Annotated in this window: 16 protein-coding genes; 8 read left to right on the top strand and 8 right to left on the bottom strand. The window is 73.6% G+C overall.

Going from position 1 to position 20,081, the window contains the following annotated elements:
• Positions 1–95: 95 nt before the first annotated feature.
• Positions 96–1,214 carry an aminoglycoside phosphotransferase family protein gene (locus ACH4E8_RS20985; RefSeq protein WP_398450291.1) on the bottom strand — a complete coding sequence of 373 codons (1,119 nt, stop codon included), beginning with the start codon at positions 1,212–1,214 and terminating at the stop codon, positions 96–98.
• A gap of 229 nt (positions 1,215–1,443) precedes the next feature.
• On the opposite strand from ACH4E8_RS20985, the gene ACH4E8_RS20980 reads away from it, so the two are divergent.
• Positions 1,444–2,946, top strand: coding sequence for a hypothetical protein (locus tag ACH4E8_RS20980; protein WP_398450288.1), 1,503 nt, complete (start codon positions 1,444–1,446; stop codon positions 2,944–2,946).
• A gap of 21 nt (positions 2,947–2,967) precedes the next feature.
• Here the strand turns inward: ACH4E8_RS20980 and ACH4E8_RS20975 are convergent, their stop codons facing one another.
• Entirely contained in the window at positions 2,968–4,449 is a 1,482-nt protein-coding gene (locus tag ACH4E8_RS20975; RefSeq protein WP_398450285.1) for a PP2C family protein-serine/threonine phosphatase, read from the bottom strand.
• Between the two features lie 358 nt (positions 4,450–4,807).
• Entirely contained in the window at positions 4,808–7,501 is a 2,694-nt protein-coding gene (locus tag ACH4E8_RS20970) for a GNAT family N-acetyltransferase (RefSeq protein ID WP_398450283.1), read from the bottom strand.
• A gap of 110 nt (positions 7,502–7,611) precedes the next feature.
• On the opposite strand from ACH4E8_RS20970, the gene ACH4E8_RS20965 reads away from it, so the two are divergent.
• The 3 genes from ACH4E8_RS20965 (at position 7,612) to ACH4E8_RS20955 (ending at position 9,332) form a co-directional block, all read left to right on the top strand.
• Complete coding sequence (locus ACH4E8_RS20965; RefSeq protein ID WP_398450281.1) at positions 7,612–8,337, top strand: siderophore-interacting protein; 726 nt, start codon at positions 7,612–7,614, stop codon at positions 8,335–8,337.
• A gap of 49 nt (positions 8,338–8,386) precedes the next feature.
• Positions 8,387–8,764 (top strand): VOC family protein, encoded by a 378-nt coding sequence (locus ACH4E8_RS20960; protein WP_398450279.1) that lies wholly within the window; start codon positions 8,387–8,389, stop codon positions 8,762–8,764.
• 79 nt (positions 8,765–8,843) lie between these two features.
• Positions 8,844–9,332, top strand: coding sequence for a GNAT family N-acetyltransferase (locus ACH4E8_RS20955; protein WP_398450277.1), 489 nt, complete (start codon positions 8,844–8,846; stop codon positions 9,330–9,332).
• Between the two features lie 54 nt (positions 9,333–9,386).
• On the opposite strand, the gene secD is transcribed toward ACH4E8_RS20955, so the two are convergent.
• From secD to ACH4E8_RS20940, 3 genes are all read right to left on the bottom strand, one after another.
• Positions 9,387–11,699 (bottom strand): protein translocase subunit SecD, encoded by a 2,313-nt coding sequence (secD, locus tag ACH4E8_RS20950; RefSeq protein WP_398450275.1) that lies wholly within the window; start codon positions 11,697–11,699, stop codon positions 9,387–9,389.
• A gap of 292 nt (positions 11,700–11,991) precedes the next feature.
• On the bottom strand, positions 11,992–12,420 hold the full coding sequence (locus ACH4E8_RS20945; protein ID WP_398450273.1) for a hypothetical protein: 429 nt from the start codon (positions 12,418–12,420) through the stop codon (positions 11,992–11,994).
• Positions 12,421–12,598: 178 nt separating this feature from the next.
• A complete protein-coding gene (locus ACH4E8_RS20940) occupies positions 12,599–13,516 on the bottom strand; it encodes a S1 family peptidase (protein ID WP_398450271.1) in 918 nt (305 codons plus the stop codon).
• A gap of 838 nt (positions 13,517–14,354) precedes the next feature.
• On the opposite strand from ACH4E8_RS20940, the gene ACH4E8_RS20935 reads away from it, so the two are divergent.
• The 3 genes from ACH4E8_RS20935 (at position 14,355) to ACH4E8_RS20925 (ending at position 17,633) form a co-directional block, all read left to right on the top strand.
• Positions 14,355–15,545, top strand: coding sequence for a thiolase family protein (locus ACH4E8_RS20935; RefSeq protein WP_398450269.1), 1,191 nt, complete (start codon positions 14,355–14,357; stop codon positions 15,543–15,545).
• A gap of 436 nt (positions 15,546–15,981) precedes the next feature.
• The gene (locus tag ACH4E8_RS20930) at positions 15,982–16,818 is read left to right on the top strand and encodes a nitroreductase/quinone reductase family protein (RefSeq protein WP_398450267.1); all 837 of its coding nucleotides are present in this window, start codon (positions 15,982–15,984) and stop codon (positions 16,816–16,818) included.
• Between the two features lie 158 nt (positions 16,819–16,976).
• Positions 16,977–17,633, top strand: coding sequence for a LysE family translocator (locus ACH4E8_RS20925; RefSeq protein ID WP_398450265.1), 657 nt, complete (start codon positions 16,977–16,979; stop codon positions 17,631–17,633).
• Between the two features lie 50 nt (positions 17,634–17,683).
• Here the strand turns inward: ACH4E8_RS20925 and ACH4E8_RS20920 are convergent, their stop codons facing one another.
• On the bottom strand, positions 17,684–18,304 hold the full coding sequence (locus ACH4E8_RS20920) for a TetR/AcrR family transcriptional regulator (RefSeq protein WP_398450264.1): 621 nt from the start codon (positions 18,302–18,304) through the stop codon (positions 17,684–17,686).
• Positions 18,305–18,419: 115 nt separating this feature from the next.
• On the opposite strand from ACH4E8_RS20920, the gene ACH4E8_RS20915 reads away from it, so the two are divergent.
• Entirely contained in the window at positions 18,420–19,265 is an 846-nt protein-coding gene (locus ACH4E8_RS20915) for an NmrA family NAD(P)-binding protein (protein WP_398450332.1), read from the top strand.
• A 298-nt stretch (positions 19,266–19,563) separates the two neighbouring features.
• On the opposite strand, the gene ACH4E8_RS20910 is transcribed toward ACH4E8_RS20915, so the two are convergent.
• A complete protein-coding gene (locus ACH4E8_RS20910; RefSeq protein WP_398450330.1) occupies positions 19,564–20,040 on the bottom strand; it encodes a macro domain-containing protein in 477 nt (158 codons plus the stop codon).
• Positions 20,041–20,081: the final 41 nt, after the last annotated feature.

Genomic DNA, 20,081 nt, shown 5'->3' with positions numbered 1-20,081 from the left:
CGCACGCCAAAAGTGCCGTGCGCCCGGTGCGGGAACACCGGGCGCACGGCACTTCTCGCCCGTGCAGCAGGGACAGCGGCCGTCCGCCGTCGTTCTCAGCGCGTACCGACCGCGGCGCGCACCGCCCGCCGGGCCATGGCGCAGTCGTCGTGCAGCCGGCGCAACAGCAACCGCTGCTCCTCGCCCGTCGACAGACCGCTCGGGGTGGCGGGCACCGCGCCCCCCGCCGGGGGCGCCTCCTTCATGGTCCGCTGGACCGCGGTCTCGTACGTGCGGATCTCCCGCGTCAACACCAGCATCAGGTTCACCAAGAAGGCGTCCCGTGCCGCCGGTCCCTTGCGCTGGGCGAGCTGGCTGATCCAGCGGCGCTCGGCCGGCGCGTCACCGAGGACCGACCACAAGGTGGCCAGGTCGTACCCCGGCAGGTACCACCCGGTGTGCTCCCAGTCGACCAGCACCGGCCCCGTGGGGGAGAGCAGGACGTTGGAGAGGAGTGCGTCGCCGTGGCAGAACTCGCCGATCGGGCCGCGGTGGCCCGAGTTCGCCAGCCCGTGCAGCAGCTTCTGGAGGTCGCCGAGGTCCCGGTCGGTGAAGAGCCCCAACTCGTGGTAGCGGGCGATCCGTGACGCGTAGTCCAGCGGCGCGTCGAACAGCCCGGCCGGCGGACGCCAGTCGTTCAGCCGGACCACGGACCCCACCACGGCCCGCAGGTCCGCCCGCGGCGGCGCCTCGGCCGGGTGCCTGCTCAGCCCGGCGGCCCGGCCCGGCATCCGCTCGATCACCAGGGTGCAGTTGTCCGGGTCGGCGGCGATCAGCCGCGGCAGCCGCGCCGGCGGACGGTGCCGAACGAAAGTGCGATATGCAGCTATTTCGTGCCGGAAGCGCTCGGTCCACACCGGCGAGTGGTCCAGCAGGCACTTCGCGACCGCCGTCGTGCGACCGGTCGTCCCGACGATCAGCACCGAGCGGCCGCTGCGGCGCAGGACCTGCACCGGACGGAACTCAGGACAGATCCGGTGCACCGAGGCGACGGCCATCCTCAGCTGAGCGCCCTGGGGTCCGGACAAGTCGATCCTCCCGCTGAGCGGCAGGCCGACCATGGCGGCGGCGGCCCTGAACCGCGGGGGGCGCCGGACCTGGGGCCCGGCTCCGAGCGCCGCGGCGGAACGCGGGGACTGGGGTGGGGCGGACACGGCGGACGATGCTGCGTGCATGGGGTGACAGATCCCTTCGTGCGCCGACGGATTGCGTGCGCTGCCCCGCCCCGACGAAACCTCACGCCCTGGGGAACGCGGCGGTCGCCGGGCCGGGGTGGCGCGTTCCTACGTCACACCAGCGCGCGGGTGGCACACCATCTGGCGGACCCTGGCGAACCCTGGCGATTAGTCGCCACCCCCCAAACGGCGGGCTACTGTCAACTCAGCCGAGAACCTGGGGGCTTACGTGACCGGTGGACCCAACGCCCGCCTCAACGACCTGTTCGGCCTGGCCGGCTGGTCCAAGGGCGAACTCGCGAGGTTGGTGAACCGGCAGGCGGCGGCCATGGGCCATCCGCAGCTGGCGACCGACACCTCACGGGTGCGGAGGTGGATCGACACGGGGGAGACCCCGCGCGACCCGGTTCCGCGGGTGCTGGCGGCGCTGTTCACGGAGCGGCTCGGCCGTGTCGTGACCACCGAGGACCTGGGCTTCGTCCGGAGCGGACGAGCGGGCAGGCGAAAGGGCGCGCGGGCCGCGGAGCACGCGGCGGACCCGGAGGCGCTTTCCTGGCCGACCGGCCGGACGGCAGCGGTCCTCCTCGAATTCACGGGAATGGACCTCATGCTCAACCGACGCGGGCTGGTGGGCGCGGGCGCAGCGCTCGCCACGGGCTCCGCACTCAGCAGCGCCATGTACGACTGGCTCCACACCGACCCTGCACTCGTCCAGGACTCCCCCTTCGCCACCGGTCCCCTGCCCGCCGACCCCGCTGGGTACGACCGCTACGAAGCGGCCCCCATCGGGTCGCAGGAGATCGAGGCCCTGGAGCGGTCCGTGGAGGTGTTCCGGGCCTGGGACGCCGCCCGCGGCGGCGGACTCCAGCGCAAGGCGGTGGTGGGCCAGCTCAACGAAGTGGGCGGCATGCTGGCCTTCCGCCACCCCGAGCACCTCCAGCGGCGGCTGTGGGGGGTGGCGGCCAACCTCGCCGTGCTCGCCGGCTGGATGTCCCACGACGTGGGCCTGGAGCCCACCGCCCAGAAGTACTTCGTGATCGCCGCGCACGCGGCGCGCGAGGGCGGCGACCGCCCGCGCGCCGGTGAGGCGCTGTCGCGCGCGGCCCGCCAGATGGTGCACCTGGGCCGGCCCGACGAGGCCCTGGACCTGATGAAGCTCGCCAAGTCCGGCTCGGGCGACGAGACCCTGCCGCGCACCCGGGCCATGCTGTGCACCATCGAGGCGTGGGCCCAGGCGTCGATGGGGCACGGCCAGGCGATGCGGCGCACGCTCGGGGAGGCGGAGGACCTCTTCGTCTCCGACCGGGGCGACGTGACGCCGCCCAGTTGGATGCAGATGTTCGACGAGGCGGACCTGCACGGCATGCAGGCGCTGGCGTACCGCACGCTCGCCGAGCACGACCCCTCGGCCGCGCCCCTGGCCCAGGGGCACGCCAGGAAGGCGCTGGAACTGCGCGAGGGCGGCCGCCAGCGGTCGAAGATCTTCGACTACATCTCGATGGCCTCCGCGTGCCTCATCTCCGACGACCCGGAGGAGGCCGACCGCTACGCACGGCTCGCGCTGGCGTCGATGGGGGAGACATCCTCGCACCGCACCTGGGACCGGCTGCGCGAGATGTACCGGCTGACCGGCCGGTACAAGGGGTACGACGCCATCGACGGGCTACGGGAGGAGCTCGCGCAGGCCATGCCGTCCAGCCCGTCGCGCAAGGCGCGCGCGCCCTTGGTCTGAGGGACGGCCCGCCGGAGCCGATCAGGAGCCGATCTTCACGACCATCACACAGGCGTCGTCCTCGCGGCCGTCGCCGCCGAAGCGTTCGACCACGGTCCGCAGTCCGTCCTGCGCGCTCCGGGCCCTGGCGAGCTTCGGCGCCAGGGCCAGCAGGGGGGTGTTGTCGGTCGCGTCCGCCGCGCTCGTACGGGTCAGCCCGTCCGTGTGCAGCACCAGCAGGTCGCCGGGGAGCAGGTCCACTTCGGACTGCTCGTACTCGGGGCTGGCGGCGGCGCCGAGCAGCACGCCGTCCGGCGGGGTCAGCGCGTGCCCCGTCCCGTCGCGGAACAGCAGCGGGGCGGGGTGCCCGGCCTGCGCCCAGGTGAGGGTGCGGCCCGCGGGGTCGACGCGGCAGCACACCGCGCTGCCGAGGGTGGGCTGGGCGGCGGTCTCCATCAGTTGGTTCAGGTGTTCCATCAGCCGGCGGGGCTCGATGCCGGCGACCGCCATGCCGCGCAGGGCGCCCAGCAGCATCGCCATGGAGGAGGTCGCGACGACCCCGTGGCCGGTGAGGTCCCCGACGCTCAGCAGGGAGCCGCCGCCGGGCAGTTGCAGCGCGTCGTACCAGTCGCCGCCGATCAGGGCGCTGTTGGCGGAGGGGAAGTAGCGCGCGGCCACGTCCAGTTCGGCGGGGCCGCCGAGCGGGAAGGTCAGCGAGCCGTGCCAGGGCGGCAGCACGGCCTCCTGCAACTCCACCGCGAGCCGGTGTTCGGTGCGCTCGGCGTGCTGTTGGCGGCGGAGCGTCTCCTGGCTGTCGCGCACGGCCTGCTCGCTCCGGCGCAGCGCGCTGACGTCCCGGAACACCGCCCACATGGAGGCGGTGGACCCGTCGGCGTCGAGGACCGGCTCGCCCATCATGTGGACCGTGCGCTCGCGGCCGTCGGGGTGCACGACGCGGAACTCGCCGTCGATGGGGCGGCCGTCGACCAGGCAGCCGGTCACCAGTGCGGTCAGCAGCGTCTGGTCGTCCGGGTGGACGACGGACGGCAGTTCGTCCAGGGTCATCGCGCCGCTGTCGAGCGGGCGGCCGAGGATGGCGAACAGCTCGTCGGACCAGTTCACCCCGTCGGTGAGGAGGTTCCACTCCGCGCTGCCCACCCGGCTGAGCAGCGATCCGGAACTCTGTGCGTGGTCCGCCTCGTAGCCGAACAGCTCACCGGTGCCCGCCGGGCGGAAGGCGTACGGGTCGTACCCGTCGGCCCCCTCGCCGTCCAGCCCCTCGCGCAACTGGTCCAGCTGGACGCCGAGGTCGTCGAGGTGATGGACCGCCAGGTCGCACAGCGCCCGCTGCCAGCGGACGTGCGGGTCCTCCTCGTCCACCGGGGCGTCCGGGCGCACGGCGTCCACCTCGCCGCGCAGCCGTCGGGTCCGGCTGATCAGGGCGTCGACGGCGACCGGGCCCGTGACGGGCCCGCGCCGGGGAGGCTGCTCGCCGGAACGGTCCGCGAACACATGGGACGACATGTCGAACTCCGATGCAGGCATGGCCTCGGGCCAGGTCTGGGACGGTCTGAACAAGGGGCCGTTACGACTCTCGCACAGGGAGCGAGGGCCCGTAAGGCGTTTGGCAACACTCGACGAGCTGGTGCCCGAGGCATATGCCGTGGGCGGTACGGGTCGGTGTCAGGGGGGTGATCAGCACATGTGTACCCTGCCGGGCCGGTCCGGGGAAAGGGGGCCCCGGGGAAGACACCCGTGCGATCGTCCGGATCCGCATGGGTGTCCGACGGCCGCCCGCGCGTCGGGCGCGCCGGGTCGTACGACCGACGGCGCGTCCCCTTCGACCCCGCGCGCCCGGCGCACCCCGGACGCACGCCACCGCTCAGCCGTGCGCCGCCCACCGCTCTCGGCGGAGGAAGGCGAGCCGGGCCCGCTTCTCCGGCTTCTGGATCTCGGGGCCGGCCTCGAAGCCCGCCCTGAGCATGCGTTCGACGGCCTTCTCGTTGCGGGCGTCCGGCTCGACCACCACGCGCAGGTGCCCCGGGTCGGCGAAGACGTACCCGACGAGCGCCACCAGCAGCCCCTGGGTGAAGCCCCGTTCCCCGCCCGGGGCACCCTCGGGCGCCGGGCCGACCAGCAGGTGGACGCCGATGTCGCCGGGCTCGACGTCGTAGCACTCGCCGAGCGGGTCGGCGGCCGGCTCGTACGTCTGGAAGAGCGCCACCGGTCCGCCGTCGCGCTCCACGACGAAGGCGTGGTGGGTGGTGAGGGAGTCGACGTACGCGTACGTCTCCTGCACCTGCTCCCGGGTGTGGCCCTGCATGCCCCAGAACCGGGCGCGCTCGGCGGTGACCCAGCCGTGGACGAGGTCGAGGTCGGCCGTGGGATCCAGCGGGACGACGCGCACCAGTCCGAAACCGTCGACGGACTGCTCGTGGACGGCCTTGCGCAGGGCGGTGGGGGATGCGGCGGACATGGCGGAAAAGTGCTCCTCGGTGAGTCGGTTCCAGTCGGTGACGACGGGGGCGAGTTCGCCCCGCAGCCAGCGGGGGAGTTGGTCGCGCCGGTGGGGGTCGCCGTCGACGCCGGAGGACCCCAGCGGCACGATCCAGCGGCTGTTGTCGCGGCGGGCCAGGTCCCACACGAAGCGGGCGGCCGGGCCGCGGGTGCTCAGATCGGTGACGCCGGGCACGCTGGAGGCGGACAGCACGCAGTCGTGGTCGCCCGGCACCCCGGGCCACTCGCCCAGATCCGCCTTCGGGCGCGCGCTCCAGGGGGCGAGGCGGTGCCGGGCGCCCCACGTCGGCTCCGGTGCGTCCGTGCCGCGGGCGCGGTGGTCGGCGGCGACCTGCTCCACGGCGCTGCGCACGACCTCGATCCGGTCGCGCGGGGGCAGCACCGAAGCCCCCGGTTCGGTCAGCAGCCCCTCCAGGGCGAAGGCGACCCGGGGCAGGAAGGCGAGCCAGGGCCGCATCGCCTCCGGGCAGGCGCGGGACTCGACGTTCTCGGCGAGCGCCTTGAACTCAGGTCGGGCGGCGATGAGTTGGACGACCGCGGCGCGGACGTCGGCATAGCAGGCGGCGTCGGTGCTCCCGGCGTCCATGCGGCGGTCCCAGGCGACCAGCCGGGTGCGTATCAGCGCGGCCCCCGGGCTCAGCCCCCGCAGCCCTTCGACGAGCGCCAGCAGGGGCTTCGCGGAGTCCAGCCGGGTGTCCCGATGGATCTCCGCCATGCCCTCGGCGGTCCACACGCGCCGGCCGTGCAGCAGTTCCCGGATGCGCCGCGCGCGGTGCGGCGGGGCGAACTCCACGCCCAGCGGGGCCGCGAGCCCGCGCTCGTTCGCCATGACGGCGAAGGCGCCGACGGCGGCGCGCGGGGTGGCGCGCCAGCCGTGCCAGAGGTGCGCGGGCTCCCACGCGGGCACGGGCCGCAGGAGGTTGTCCCGGTGCCGTGAGGGCACCCGGCCGGCGACCCGGTGGAGCTGGCCGCCCTCGGTGTCGGCGGCGATGACGACGTTCACCGGCTCGATCCACCCGTCCAGGGCCCGGTCGACGTCGGCCACGGTGCGCGCCCGCAGCAGCGCCGGCAGGCTCGCGAAGCCGAGTTCGCAGGTGACCCTTGGCGGGGTGCGCAGGCTCAGCACGTCGGCGTCGCCGTCGCCGATGTCGCCGACGACGACGGGTCCGCGTTCGGTCTCCGCCACCTCGACGTGCACGGCCGGCGCACCCGCCACCGCCACGGTCTCGGTGTGGACGCTGACGGGCCGCCAGCCCTGCGGGCCGAGGGCCTGCCAGCTCCCCGAGCCGTCGGGGGCCTCGCGCAACCGCTCCCGGTACAGGTCCTGGTAGTCGGCCATGGCGTTGGTGATGGCCCAGGCCACCGAACCCGCGTGGCCGAAGTGCGCGATGCCGGGCACTCCGGGGACGGCGAGGCCCACGACGTCGTACGCGTCGCAGGCGAGTCGGATCTGTTGGTAGACCCCGGGGTCCTCGATCGGCCGGTGCGGATCGCCGGCGATCAGCGGGGCGCCGTGTGCGGTGCGGTCGGCGCCGACGAACCAGCCGTTGCTGCCAGAGCTGTGCGCGCCCTCCACGGAGAACAGCTCGATCGCCGAGTCCCCGAGGGCGCGGGCCACCTCCTCGCGCCAGAGCTTGGTGGGGAAGCCGGCGAACAGCACGTGCGTGCTCAGCCAGATGCCCAGCGGCACCCAGGGCTCCCAGGGGCGCGGGTCGAGCCCGGTGGCCGCGAACTGGGGTGCGCGCCGGGCGCCTTCGGCGAGGCCGTCGTTCACCCCGGCCACATAGCGGGTGACCCACGCTGCGGTGGCGTCGTCGAGCCGGTCGAAGCACCGCCGTGCCGTGTCGTCGAGGCGGCTGCGGCGGGCGAACAGGTCCCAGGGGACGGCGTCGGAGCCGAGGAAGGACGCCGAAGTGCCTTGGGAGCGGTGGCGTTCGACCTCGATCTGCCAGCCGCGGTCGACGGCGGCGTTCCACCCCTGGGCGTACGCGAGCCGGTCCACGGTGTCCGCCCGCAGGTGCGGGACCCCCCAGGCGTCACGGTAGATCTTGACGTTCACGCTTCTCCCGCCCCTCGGCAACGAACCCCAACCAAAATTAGGTTAGGCTGACCTAAGTTAACGCACGGGTGTTCGGCGTACAAACGCGAACCAATTGGGAGGAGTCAGACGTGGGGCACGGCTGGGAGGGCGTCGTCCTCAAACTGATGCGGGGTAGGGACTTCCAGTTCACGGTGGTGGGCTCGGAGCGGGTGACCGACCGCTACCACCGGGTGCACTTCGCCGACGGCGGCATGCTCGCGCAGACCGGGGTCCACCCCACGATGTGGGTCCGCGTCTGGTTCGACAACGCAGGCAAGCCGCACCAGCGCGCGTACACGCTCGTGGACCCGGACCCCGAAGCGGGCACCTTCAGCCTGGAGTTCGCCCTCCACGACGGGCCGGCCAGCGACTGGGCGCGCGCCGCCGCTCCGGGCGACACCGTCGACGCCACGCTCCAGGGCACCGGCTTCACCGCGCCCGCGCCGTTGCCGCCGCGGATCGTCGCCATCGGGGACCCCGCGTCCCTGCCGGCGATCAACTCCCTGCTCGACGCGCTGCCCGACGTCCCCGCGACGATCTTCTTCGAGACCGCAGACGGGGCGGCCGGGCTGCCGCTGCGGCTCGACCCCGAGCGTCACGAACTGCGCACCGTGCCCCGCCGGGACGGCGGGCGCCAACTGGTCTCCGAGGTCAAGGCGGCCCTGCCCGCGCTGGTCGGTGATCCGACCACGGCGTACGTGTGGATCGCCTGCGACACCGTGACCACCCGTACCCTTGCCGCGTACATCCGCAAGGAGCTCGCCCTGCCCAAGGCGCGGGTGAACGCACTGGGTTACTGGCGCCCGGCCGCGTGATCGAACCCGGTCCGGGGCGGGTGGGCGACGCCCCGACCGAAGGAGCGCCGTGTCCCCTCGCCCCGTCCTCGCCACCGTCGTCCTCGACTGCGCCGACGCCCACGCCCTCGCCGACTTCTACCGGGGGCTGCTCGGCTGGGACGTACGGGACAGCGAGCCGGACTGGGTGCTGATCGAGGCGCCCGGGGGCGAAGGGGTCCGGCTCGCCCTCCAGGGGGAGGAGGGGTACGTCCCTCCGGTCTGGCCCGAGGCGCCCGGTGCGCAACAGAAGATGCTGCACCTCGACATCCGCGTCGACGACCTGGCGGCGGGGGTGCGGCACGCCGTCGCGCTCGGTGCCCGGGAGGCGGCCCACCAACCGCAGGGCGACGTGCGCGTTCTGTTCGACCCGGCGGGCCACCCCTTCTGTCTCTTCGTCGACGTCTGAGCGGCCGACGCCCGGTCGATCGGTGCTCGGGTGATCGACACCCGTAGGTGCATGTAATACTCACTCCATGAGTTCACCTATGACGGGACGGGGTCCCGTCGCCCGGGTCGCTCCCGCACCCCCGCGGATCCGGCGGGCCACCGCCGCCGACGCCCGCCGACTCACCGCGATGGTCCGCCGCTCCCGCGCGTACGAGGGGCGGTACGCCTCGATGGTCGCCGGGGTCGCGGTGGGGCCCGACTACATCGAAGCCCACGAGGTCCACCTGGCCGAGGGGGCGGACGGAGTCCCGCTCGGCTTCTACGCCCTGCTCGTCGACCCGCCCGAGCTGGACCTGATGTTCGTCGCCGACCGGGCCCAGGGGCTCGGCGTCGGCCGGCTGCTCATCGACCACATGCGCACGGAGGCCGGGCGGGTCGGCCTCAGCCGGGTGCGGGTGGTCTCCCACCCGCCCGCCGAGGGCTTCTACCGCGCCATGGGCGCCGTACGGACCGGGACGGCGCTCGCCGACCCGCCCGTGGTGGCCTGGGACCGCCCCGAACTGCACTTCGACATCGCCGCGGGGTGAGCCCGCAAGGGCCCTGCCGGCCGCACCGCACGGCGCGACCGGCAGGGCGGGGCGTCACACCACGGCGCCCGACGCGTCGGGCTCCTTGGCCCGCGCGGGCCGCGAGCGGTCCTTCTCCGGACGGCGCCCCTGGAGGATCACCGCCAGTGGCATCGCCGTGAACACCGTGGACGCCACCCCCACCACGACGCCGGCGAGCAGCGCGACGGAGAAGTCGGTGAGCGAGTCCCCGCCGAGCACCGCCAGCGCGATCAGGACGAACAACGCGCCCATGCCGGTGTTGACCGTACGCGGCAGGGTCTGCGCCACCGCCTTGTCCGCGAGGTCCGGCCAGGCCGCCTTCGGCGAGGCGCGCCGCAGCTCCCGCAGCCGGTCGAGCACCACGACGGTGTCGTTGACCGAGTAGCCGACGACGGTCAGCAGCGCGGCGAGGAAGACGCTGTCGACCGGCTTGCCGAGCCAGGCGAACAGCCCCACCACCAGCAGCACGTCCTGCACCATCGCCGCGACCGCCGACGCGGCGAACGTCCAGCGGAACCGCACCGTCAGATAGAGGAGCTGCGCGGCGACGGCCACCGACAGGGCGATCAGCGCTTGGGTGCGCAGTTCGCTGCCGAGGCTGGGCCCGATCATGTCGTCCCGTTCGACGGTCGCCCCGCCCGCCACGTCCGCGAGCGCCGTGCGGATCTCCTGCTGCTCCTCGTTGGACAGCTCGCCCGTGCGCACGGAGATGCCGCTGTCGCCCGACGCCTGCACGACGGCCCGCGGGAAGCCGGCGTCCGCGACGGCCTTGCGCGCGGTGTCCGCGTCGACGGGCCGCTCGGTGGCGTACTCCACCACCCGGCCACCGGTGAACTCGACGCCGAACTCCAGCCCGCGCACCCCGATGCCGGCGAGGGCCACCAGCAGCAGGGCGCCGCAGCCGACGAGCAGGCGCTTGCGGTGCTGCATCAGCCGCGGCGGACGGGCCTCCAGCCGGGTGCGCAGCCGGCCTCGGGAGGCGATGCCGGTCAGCTTCGGCCGCTCGCGCACCCAGGAGCGTTCGAGCGCCCACTGGGCGAACAGCCGGGTGATGACCATCGCCGACACCAGCGAGGCCAGCACGCCGATGGCGAGCGTCACGCCGAAGCCCTTGACCGGGCCGATGGCGAAGGCGAACAGCAGCCCGGCGGCGAGCAGCGTGGTGATGTGGGAGTCGGCGACCGCGCTCCACGCCTTGTTGAAGCCGATCTGTAGCGGCCGGCGCAGATCGGGCTTCAGCTTGCGGGTCGGCTTCAGATACTCCTCGCGGGCCCGTTCGAACACCAGGACGTTGGCGTCCACGGCGATGCCGATGGCCAGCACGAAGCCGGCGAGCCCGGGCAGGGTGAGCGTGGCGCCGAGTGCGACCACTGCGGCGTACGAGATCAGCCCGTACAGGCCCAGCGCGATCGTGGCGAGCAGCCCGAGCAGCCGGTAGACGGCGATGATGAACAGCCCGGTGCCGATCAGGCCGATGACCGCGGCCCAGGCGCTGGCCTTGATGGCGTCCGCGCCGAGCGTCGGTCCGACGGTGCTCTGCTCGACGACCGTGACCGGCACCGGCAGCGCGCCGCCCTTGACCAGCGCGGCCAGCTCCCGGGCCTCGTCGCCGTCGAAACCTCCGGTGATCTGGGCCGAGCCGCCGGCGATGCCGGCCCCGCACGACACGCTCTGCTCCATGCCGGGAGCCGAGACGATCCGGTCGTCGAGCACGATCGCGACCCGCCGCGCGGGGTCGCCGGGCGCCGCGCAGGCCGCTTCTCCGGTGATCCGCTCCCAGTCGTTGCCCGCCTTCCCCCGGAAGGACAGGTCGACGGTCCAGCCGCGGCCCGACTGGGCGTCGAGGATGGCTTCGGCGTCCTTGACGCCGTCGCCGGTGAGCGCGGGCGGCGCGAGCGCGAGGAAGCCGCCCGGCACGTCGGGGTCGGGCAGGACGCGCGAGCCGTCGGCCCCGGGCGCGGCGGCCGGTCCCGGGGACGCCGACGTGACCGGGTGGAAGGTGAGCTGGGCGGTGCGGCCGATGACGTCGGCCGCCTCCTTCGGGTCCTGGACGCCGGGCAACTCGACCTCGATGCGCTTGTCGCCGGAGCGCGCGAGCGAGGGCTCGGACACCCCGAGGGCGTCCACCCGCTGGCGCAGCACCTCCAGCGCACGGTCGGTGGCGGCGGCATCGGCCTTCACGGTCGGCGAGTCCTGGGCCTCCAGGACGATGCGGGTGCCGCCGCGCAGATCGAGCCCGAGGCGGGGCGACACGGTGAGGGCGACGTAGAGGGACACGGCGACGACGGCGAGCGCGGCGAACGCGCGCCAGAACGTGGCGCGGGACGACGTTCCACGGGGCGACAAGGGGACTCCACGGGCAGCACGCAGACGCCGGGCGTCTGCGGACGGTCAAGGAGCGGAGCACGGGAGCCGTCAGGGAGCGAACCCCTGGCTCGGTGCGCCGCAGCAGCGCGTACGCAAGGACCGGACCTGGCCGGGTGCGGCCGGTGAAGCGGTTCCTGGTACGCGCCGGTGGACGACGTCCGTCGCTGGTGCCGCGGCCGGTGAGCACGCGGCTCGGGCCGAAGGGCACGGCGGGGCGGACGCCGAAGCGCCATCTGCTGGCCGTGGTGCGCGCGGGGCGCCCGGACACGGCTCAGGAAAGGACGGCGGGCGGCGCTCGGGTGCTGGGGGAGTCCTGGTGGCGCTGCGGCGGGCCGCGCTCCTGCCGGGGCCCCACGGGCTCGCCGCGCAGCAGCGGCGGCTGGGGGAGGGCGGAGAGCGGATGCGCGGACGCGGGCGGTGCGGTCGGCGGGCGGCTGCCCGTGTCAGCGGCCACGACCCGGTCCACGGCGGCGCTGGTGGCGCGCCGGCTCTCCGGACGCAGCACCGTGGTGCGCTGGGCGGTGCCGGCCCGGTCCGGGGTGGTGGGGTTCGCGCCGACCGGAGTGGTCACGGTCGAACCGGCGGCGACGGCCGCACGGGCGCTCGGAGCGGCGCCGAGCAGCACCAGAAGGGCCGCGCAGAGCCCGAGGAACAGCGCGGGCAACCCGGCGAAGCCGCTCATGCGTACGCGCTGCTGCACACCGTCCCCCTCCCTGCTCGGACCTGCCGTCGTGGCACAGCGTAGGCGACGAACGGGGGTGCGGGGGAGCTCGCCCCCGCGGGCCGCGGTGCAATCGGGCCGACGCGGCGCGGGCCGGTGGTCCCCCGTTGAGGGAGGGACCACCGGCCCGCGCCGGCCGTAGGCCAAGGTGCCCGGGTCAGACGATGCTGACCCCGTAGGCGCTGAGCGCCTCGGTGACGGGCTGGTAGAACGTGACTCCGCCGGTGCGGCAGTTGCCGCTGCCGCCGGAGGTGAGGCCGAGCGCGGTGGAGCCGGAGAAGAGGGCGCCGCCGCTGTCGCCGGGCTCGGCGCAGACGTTCGTCTGGATCATGCCGTAGACGACGTCGCCGCCGCCGTAGTTCACCGTGGCGTTCAGACCGGTCACCGAGCCGCTGTGCAGCCCCGTGGTGGAGCCGCTGCGCTGCACGGACTGGCCGACGCGTGCGTTGCCGGCGGAGGTGATGTCGCGGTAGCTGCCGTTGTAGAGGGAGACGCGGCCGTCGGCGGCCGACGCGTTGTTGTGGCGGATGATGCCGTAGTCGTTGTTGGGGAAGCTCGACCCGGTGCGGGTGCCCAGCGTGCTCGTGCCGGCCGAGTTGGTGTACCAGGTGCTGGCGATGTTGGTGCAGTGGCCAGCGGTCAGGGCGTAGTAGGTGCTCCCGCTGCGGACGTTGAAGCCGAGCGAGCAGCGGCTGCCGCCGGCGTAGATGGCCTGGCCGCCGGCTATGAGCTTGTTGAACGTGCCGGTGGTGCGCTTGACCTCCACGGCGCCGCCCTGCTTGCCGGCCGCCTTCTTGATCGTGGCCAGCTCGGTGGCGGAGACGCTCTCGTCCGCGGTGACCACGACCTTGCCGGACGCGGCGTCGGTGTACCAGGCGGTGCCGGCCACGTCGGCTTCGAGCACGGCCTCGCTGGCCTGGGCCAGCTGCGCGGTGGTGGCGCGGGCGCTGCTGCTGCCCGACTCGGCCACGGCGGCGGGAGCGGCGAGCGCCGTGGCGGTGACCAGGCCCGCGGCGACGGCCAGCAGTCGTACGCGCCGGGAAACGCCGCCGTGGGGGGAAGTGCGCTTCTTCACTACTCGTCCTCCGGTGGGGTTCGGGACCCGTTGGGGGGCGGGTCCGCAACGGACGCCGATCGGGGTGGTGCGGTGCGGCGGACCGAACTCGTTTCGGTCATGTGCCTGTCAACCGGCGTGGTTGGAAGCCTGGACTCCGGATGGGTTCGGGGCAAGGACGTCTTTCGGTCGCTCTACGCGCGTTCAGCAGTGGTGTAGACCGCTTCGGCCGCCCGCTGCGGCGCGCCGGGGTGGGGGCGGTGGTGCTGCGGAGGCGGCGGACGGGGTGGACGGCGATCGGCGAAGCGCTGAACCGTCACTCAGTAGTGGCCGGTTGGATGCGGGTCGGCGCCGGTCACCGCCGTGCCCCCGCGCTCGGGGTGTCCTCGCTGTTCAGTGCGGCGACGGCAAGCGAGCCCGCTGGTGCACAGATGTGCATGGCGCGATCGGGGTTTTCGATACGGAGGCCGGGGTCGTCCCGGCGGTTCGGGACGCTGCGCCGACGCCGTCGATGTCGCGGGCGTCGGGTCTCCCTTGCGGGGGCGCGCCGAACGGTCGGGCGGGGCGCGAGCGATCGGCCGGCGCGGCTGCGGGGCGGGCGTTGGGTGAAGGGTGGTGGTTTGTCGACCGGAGATCCATGTCCGGATATCGACGTTTGCTGCGCGGCCCGTCGGGCCTACGCGCGAACCCCGCCCGCCCTCGGTTCATTGACATGAATGGTCCCTAAAACGAAACTCGTCGGCGGACGGTGAACGACGGTTCACCCGGCGAACGGCCGGCCGGGCCCGGTGGACCGACCGCGGGACGCCCGGTGTGCGTCGATGCCGAGCCCGACCCCCCCTGTGGCAAGGAGCCCGAGATGACCGACCGCCTCCGCGACGTCTACGTGGTCGACGCCGTCCGCACCCCGATCGGCAAGCACGGCGGCGCGCTCGGCGGCGTCCGCCCCGACGACCTGGCCGCGGGGGTGCTCGGAGCGCTCGTCTCCCGTACGCCCGAACTCGACCCGGTCCGCATCGACGACGTCTTCTTCGGCAACGCCAACGGCGCCGGCGAGGAGAACCGCGACGTGGCCCGGATGGCCGTGCTCCTCGCCGGGCTCCCCGTCACCGTCCCCGGCGTCACCGTGAACCGGCTCTGCGGCTCCGGCATGGAGGCGGTCGTCCAGGCCGCCCGCGCCATCGCCGTCGGCGACGCGTCCGTGGCCGTCGCGGGCGGCGTCGAATCGATGAGCCGGGCGCCGTGGGTCGTGCCGAAGCCCGAGCGCGCCTTCTCCGCCGCCCACCAGCAGATGCACTCCACCACCCTCGGCTGGCGGATGGTCAATCCGGCGATGCCCAAGGAGTGGACGGTGGCGCTCGGCGAGGGCGCCGAACTCGTCGCCGACCGTTACGGCATCGACCGCGCGGCGCAGGACGCCTTCGCCCTGGAGAGCCACCGCAAGGCCGCCCGCGCCTGGGCGGCCGGACTGTACGACGCGGAGGTCGTCGCCGTCGACGGTGTGGACCTGGTGCGGGACGAGTGCATCCGCGACACCACCTCGGCCGAGGCGCTCTCAGCGCTGCGCCCCGTCTTCCGGTCCGACGGCACCGTCACCGCGGGCAACTCCTCGCCGCTGAACGACGGCGCGGCTGCCCTGCTGCTCACCGACGCGGACGGACTGCGCGCCACCGGCCGCGAACCCCTGGCCCGGATCGCGGCGTCCGCCGTCACCGGCATCGAACCGCAGTACTTCGGCGCCGGTCCCGTGGAAGCCGTCCACCGGGCCCTGAAGAAGGCCGGCCGGAGCCTCGACGAGATCACCGCACTCGAACTCAACGAGGCGTTCGCGGCCCAGGCGCTGGCCTGCCTCGGTCAGTGGCCCGGTCTCGACCCGGACGTGGTCAACCCGCGCGGCGGCGCGATCGCCGTGGGGCACCCGCTCGGGGCGTCCGGTGCCAGGATCACCGGGGCCGTCGCCCACCAACTTGCCGCGGCGGGCGCCGGGACCGCGGTCGCGACCCTCTGCATCGGCGTCGGGCAGGGCCTCGCGCTCGTCCTGGAGCGCTGAGCTGCGCCGGTGGCGGTCGCGCCGACCGTGGCGCCGGGATACTCGGTTGTCCCGGCGCGGGCCGGGTGGATAACATCACGATGTGACTGCCGGGTCGGCCGTAGGCCAACAACACCAGGAACGCCCGGCCTCTGAGTGAGGCGGGCGCGGGCGCGAGGCCCGCCCCTTGATGGCGTCGTACTCCCCGTGAGACGTGTGGACGCCATGTCGCCGTGCGCCGCTTCTTCGCGCGCCGGATGTGCTGCGCCGTTGCCGAGCACCGCAACTCCACCGCTCTCCTTCGCTCTTGCTCCCCCTTCACCTCCACCGCTTCAGCGACTCGTCGCGTGCCGGACGCACGCGCGTGCCGAGGCGGCGCCCCGCCATGCGCGGATGCAGAACGTCAGCGACGTGGACCGTCGCCGACGCAACCACACCAGGACCGAGAAAGCAGAGAATGCCGAACGACTTCAACCAGCAGGTCATCGAGGAGTTCCGGGCCAACGCAGGGAAGGTGGGCGGTCCGTTCGAAGGGAGCCGACTGCTCCTGCTGACCACCACCGGAGCACGCAGCGGCACCCGGCACACGACCCCCGTCGCCTACCTGCCCGACGGCGGCGAGCGCGTGCTCGTCATCGCCTCGGCGGGCGGCGCGCCCCGGCACCCAGCCTGGTACCACAACCTCCTGGCCAACCCCCAAGTGACCGTCGAGGACGGCGTCTTCACCTACGAGGCCGAGGCAACCGTCCTCACCGGCGAGGAACGCGACCGGGCCTTCGCGCGCGCCGTCGAAACCTCCGACGGCTGGGCCGCGTACCAGGCCAAGACGGACCGGGTGATCCCGGTCGTCGCCCTGCGCAGCATCGACACGGGGCCGCCGAACGTCGGCGGAGCCACGTCCTTCGGGGCGGTGCTCACCCGCATCCACGACGGGATGCGCCGCGAGATCGAACTGATCCGCGCCGAGGTCGCCGCCGGCGGGCCGGGCCTCGGAGCACAGTTGCGGGTGAACTGTCTGACCTTGTGCCAGGGGGTGCACGCCCACCACGTCGCCGAGGACCAGGGCATGTTCCCCATGATCGCGGAACAGCACCCCGAGGCCGCCGACGTCCTTCAGCGCCTGGACGAGGAGCACCGGAAGATCGCCGCCCTCCTCGACGAACTCCAGCGGGTCGTCACCGCCCGGGACGTCGCGACCGCGACGGTCCTGGCCGAGGTCGACCGCCTCGCCGCCGAACTGAACGCCCATCTGGACCACGAGGAAGCGCAGTTGATCCCCCTGATCGACGGCTGACCCGCCAGCTCACCGGTACCGGCCGGGTCCGTGCACCGCCACCAGGCGGGCACGGGCCCTGCCGACGCTCTTCAAGGCCCCCATCGGTGCGTGCCCCGCCGACGGAGGTCCGGTAAAGGCGTGGAAGGGCGCGGCCGCCCCGTGCTTGCATGGGCGCCATGGTGTCTGCTGACCGTCTGCTCGCCTTCGCCGTCATGTCCTTCCTGCTGATCGTGGTCCCGGGCCCGAGCGTGCTGTTCGTGGTCGGTCGGGCGCTGGCGCAGGGCCGTCGCGCCGCGCTGACCTCCGTGGCCGGGAACACCGTGGGGGCCTACGCGCTGATCGTCGCCGTCGCGATGGGCGTCGGCTCCCTCGTGGAGCGCTCGGTGCTCCTGTTCACCGTGTTGAAACTGGCGGGCGCGGCCTACCTCGTGTACCTCGGAGTGAAGGCGTGGCAGGGGCGCGGCCAGTTGCGGGCGGCGACCGAAGCGGGCGCCGAGGGCGCCGACGGCGAAGCCGCGCAAGGCGGCCGGCGCACCTTCTGGGAGGGGTTCGTCGTCGGGGTGTCGAACCCCAAGACGATCGTGTTCTTCGCCGCCGTGCTCCCGCAGTTCGTGGACCGGGGTCAAGGCAACGTCGTGCTCCAAATGCTCGTGCTCGGCCTGGTCTTCAATGCGATCGCGCTCGTCTCGGACTCCGTGTGGGGGCTCGGCGCCGCCACGGCGCGCAGTTGGTTCGCCCGCTCGCCCGGGCGGCTCTCGCTCGTGGGCGGCGTCGGTGGGCTGGCGATGATCGGCCTCGGCGTCACCGTGGCGGTGACCGGACGCAAGGACTGACCCGAGCCCGCCTCACCCGCGCCGAGGGCCGCTGGTGCAAGTCCCGCTGATCAAGGGGCCGCCCGGTCCTCGGCGGCCGACCCTTGTGACGGGCCGGAGGCAAGGGCTTTGGCGACGAAGTTCGCCAACTGCGCCCGCAACCTCTCCCGCGGTACGCGCCCTTCTGCGGCCAGGTGCTCGACGAGGTCGGCCCGCACGGCGGCGAGCAGGGCGTGGGCGGTGAAGTCGCTGTCGGTCAGGCCGGGGATCTGTTCCAGTGCGCCCTGGAGCAGGCCGTGCCACCGCTCGTAATGCTCCGCCCGGTACGGACTGGTGCCTCCGCTGTCCTCCAGGGCCAGCGCGAGGCGCCGGTTGTCGAGTTTGAGGCGGAGCAGGGCGTCGAGCAGGGCGGGTACGCGTTCTCGCGGTGGGGTCGCCGGCCCCAGGGGTGGCGGGCCGGACTCGACGGCCGCTCTGATCGGTTCGAGCCGGGCCTCGTACAGCGCGCGGAGCAGTCCGGCGCGATCGCCGAAGGCCCGGAAGAGCGTGCCCTTGCCGACGCCGGCCGCCGCTGCCACGTCGGCCATGGTGATGTCGGCGGGGCTCGCACCGCGGGCGAAGAGGGCGTCGGCGGCTGCGAGGACGGCCTCCCGGTTGCGGGCGGCGTCCTTGCGGGACTTGCGCTCGGACATGCCTTCCTCCATTTACAAACTGGACCAGCGGTCCGTATTGTTAAAGCGGACCCAGGGTCCGCATTACCTGTACTGGAGGATACCCATGCCCCCACGACCTCACCGGGAGCAGCCGATGACGACCGCCCACACCGTCCTGGTCATCGGCGCCACCGGCACCACCGGCAGCCGCACCGCCGCGCAACTGGCGGACGCAGGCCACCGCGTCAAAGCCGCAAGCCGTCGTGCCACCCCGCTTCCCGACACCGAGCCGGTCGCTTTCGACTGGCACGACCCCGCCACTCACGCAGCCGTCCTCGACGGCGTCGACCGCGTCTACCTCGTACCGCCCGTGGGCGACTTCGACCCCGCGGCGGTCATGCTGCCGTTCCTGCGCCGGGCCGCCGCCGGTGTGCACCGCGCGGTGCTGCTGAGCTCCTCGGCCGTGTCCGAGGGCGGGCCGGCGGTTGGCCTGGTGCACCAGGCGCTGCCCGACCTGTTCGCACAGTGGGCGGTACTGCGGCCCTCGTGGTTCATGCAGAACTTCACCGGCGCGCATGCGCACGCCCGCAGCATCCGCGACGAAGGCGCCATCTGGACCGCCACCGACAGCGGCCGGGTCGGCTTCGTCGACGCCGAGGACATCGCGGCCGTCGCAGTACGCGCCCTGACCGACGAACAGGCCCCCAACTCCGATCTCGTCCTCACCGGACCCGAAGCGCTCAGCCACGACGACATCGCCGCGATCGTCACCGAGGTCACCGGTCGCCCCGTCGCCCACCGCCGTCTGTCCTACGGGCAGCTGCGCGACCGCCTCGCGGCGCAGGTGCCGGTGGAGTTCGCCGGCATGCTGGCCGGCATGGACCGCGCCATCGCCGAAGGGGCGGAGGACCGCGTCACCGACACCGTCCAGCGCCTCACCGGTCGGCCCCCGCACACCTTCCGGGCCCTCCTGGAGAGGGAGACGCCCCCCGGCAGTTGATGCGCGGGGACGACCGGCAGTTCCGGTTCGATCCCCTACGCGAGCGCGCCGGGCCACCAGTGCCGCGAGGCCCCTGCACCGGTGACCCGGCGGGCCCGCGCCCGCTCGGCAGCGGGCAGGCGGGGCCGGTCACCGCTCCCGGGGAGTTCGATGGTGGCTGCGGCGAAACCGTCGGGCCCCGCGGTCTGCCAAACGAATTCCTGGGCCCGCTCGACCCGTTGCGGTGCGGGAGGGTCGGCGGACCGCGGTGGCGCGTGTGCCACCAGGTGCAGGTGTGTCCCGGCGAGGGACGGCGGTCTCACCCGTAGTCGTAGACGGTGGTGGCGACGGAGCGGGCGCCCAGGGTCTTGGAGACGATCGGCTCGATGCGCTCCCACGTTCCGCCGGCGAGACCGCAGCCGATGCGGGGCACGTGCACGGAGGCGCCGCCGGCGAGGGCGTGCTCGGCGACGGCCTCAAGGCAGCTCTCGACGGCGTCGTAGCGGATCGGCGGCCCGCCGCTGCCCCTCTTCGTCCCGCGCTGCGCGACCATGTTGGCCACCCAGATGTCGGGCTGGACGCGGATCATCTGCACGGCTCCGAGGGCGAAGTCGTTGCCGGCGCGCTCGCGGTGCCAGCGGCGGTACTCGCGCTCCGGTTCGGGCCAGCGGCGCGAGATCGCCAGGACGAATCCCTTGCCCCAGCCGCCGAGGTCATTGCAGATGTGGGCGATGACCTTCGGGCCCTTCGCCTGGGGGTTGGTCGCGTCGCCGGCGACGAAGTTCAACGGTTGCACCACGCCATCATCACCTCGCCCCGCCAACAGAAGCCAACGCA

The organism is Streptomyces sp. NPDC017979 (genome assembly GCF_044328175.1).
Lineage (GTDB): Bacteria > Actinomycetota > Actinomycetes > Streptomycetales > Streptomycetaceae > Streptomyces.
Note: the sequence above shows the minus strand (reverse complement) of the source record. Positions and strands in the feature narration are given on the sequence as shown.

Excerpts from the sequence above, each read along its gene's own strand:
- ACH4E8_RS20985 (WP_398450291.1), bottom strand. The coding sequence starts at position 1,214 with ATGCACGCAGCATCGTCCGCCGTGTCCGCCCCACCCCAGTCCCCGCGT.
- ACH4E8_RS20975 (WP_398450285.1), bottom strand. The coding sequence starts at position 4,449 with ATGTCGTCCCATGTGTTCGCGGACCGTTCCGGCGAGCAGCCTCCCCGG.
- ACH4E8_RS20955 (WP_398450277.1), top strand. The coding sequence starts at position 8,844 with ATGACGGGACGGGGTCCCGTCGCCCGGGTCGCTCCCGCACCCCCGCGG.
- ACH4E8_RS20935 (WP_398450269.1), top strand. The coding sequence starts at position 14,355 with ATGACCGACCGCCTCCGCGACGTCTACGTGGTCGACGCCGTCCGCACC.
- ACH4E8_RS20930 (WP_398450267.1), top strand. The coding sequence starts at position 15,982 with ATGCCGAACGACTTCAACCAGCAGGTCATCGAGGAGTTCCGGGCCAAC.
- ACH4E8_RS20925 (WP_398450265.1), top strand. The coding sequence starts at position 16,977 with ATGGTGTCTGCTGACCGTCTGCTCGCCTTCGCCGTCATGTCCTTCCTG.
- ACH4E8_RS20920 (WP_398450264.1), bottom strand. The coding sequence starts at position 18,304 with ATGTCCGAGCGCAAGTCCCGCAAGGACGCCGCCCGCAACCGGGAGGCC.
- ACH4E8_RS20915 (WP_398450332.1), top strand. The coding sequence starts at position 18,420 with ATGACGACCGCCCACACCGTCCTGGTCATCGGCGCCACCGGCACCACC.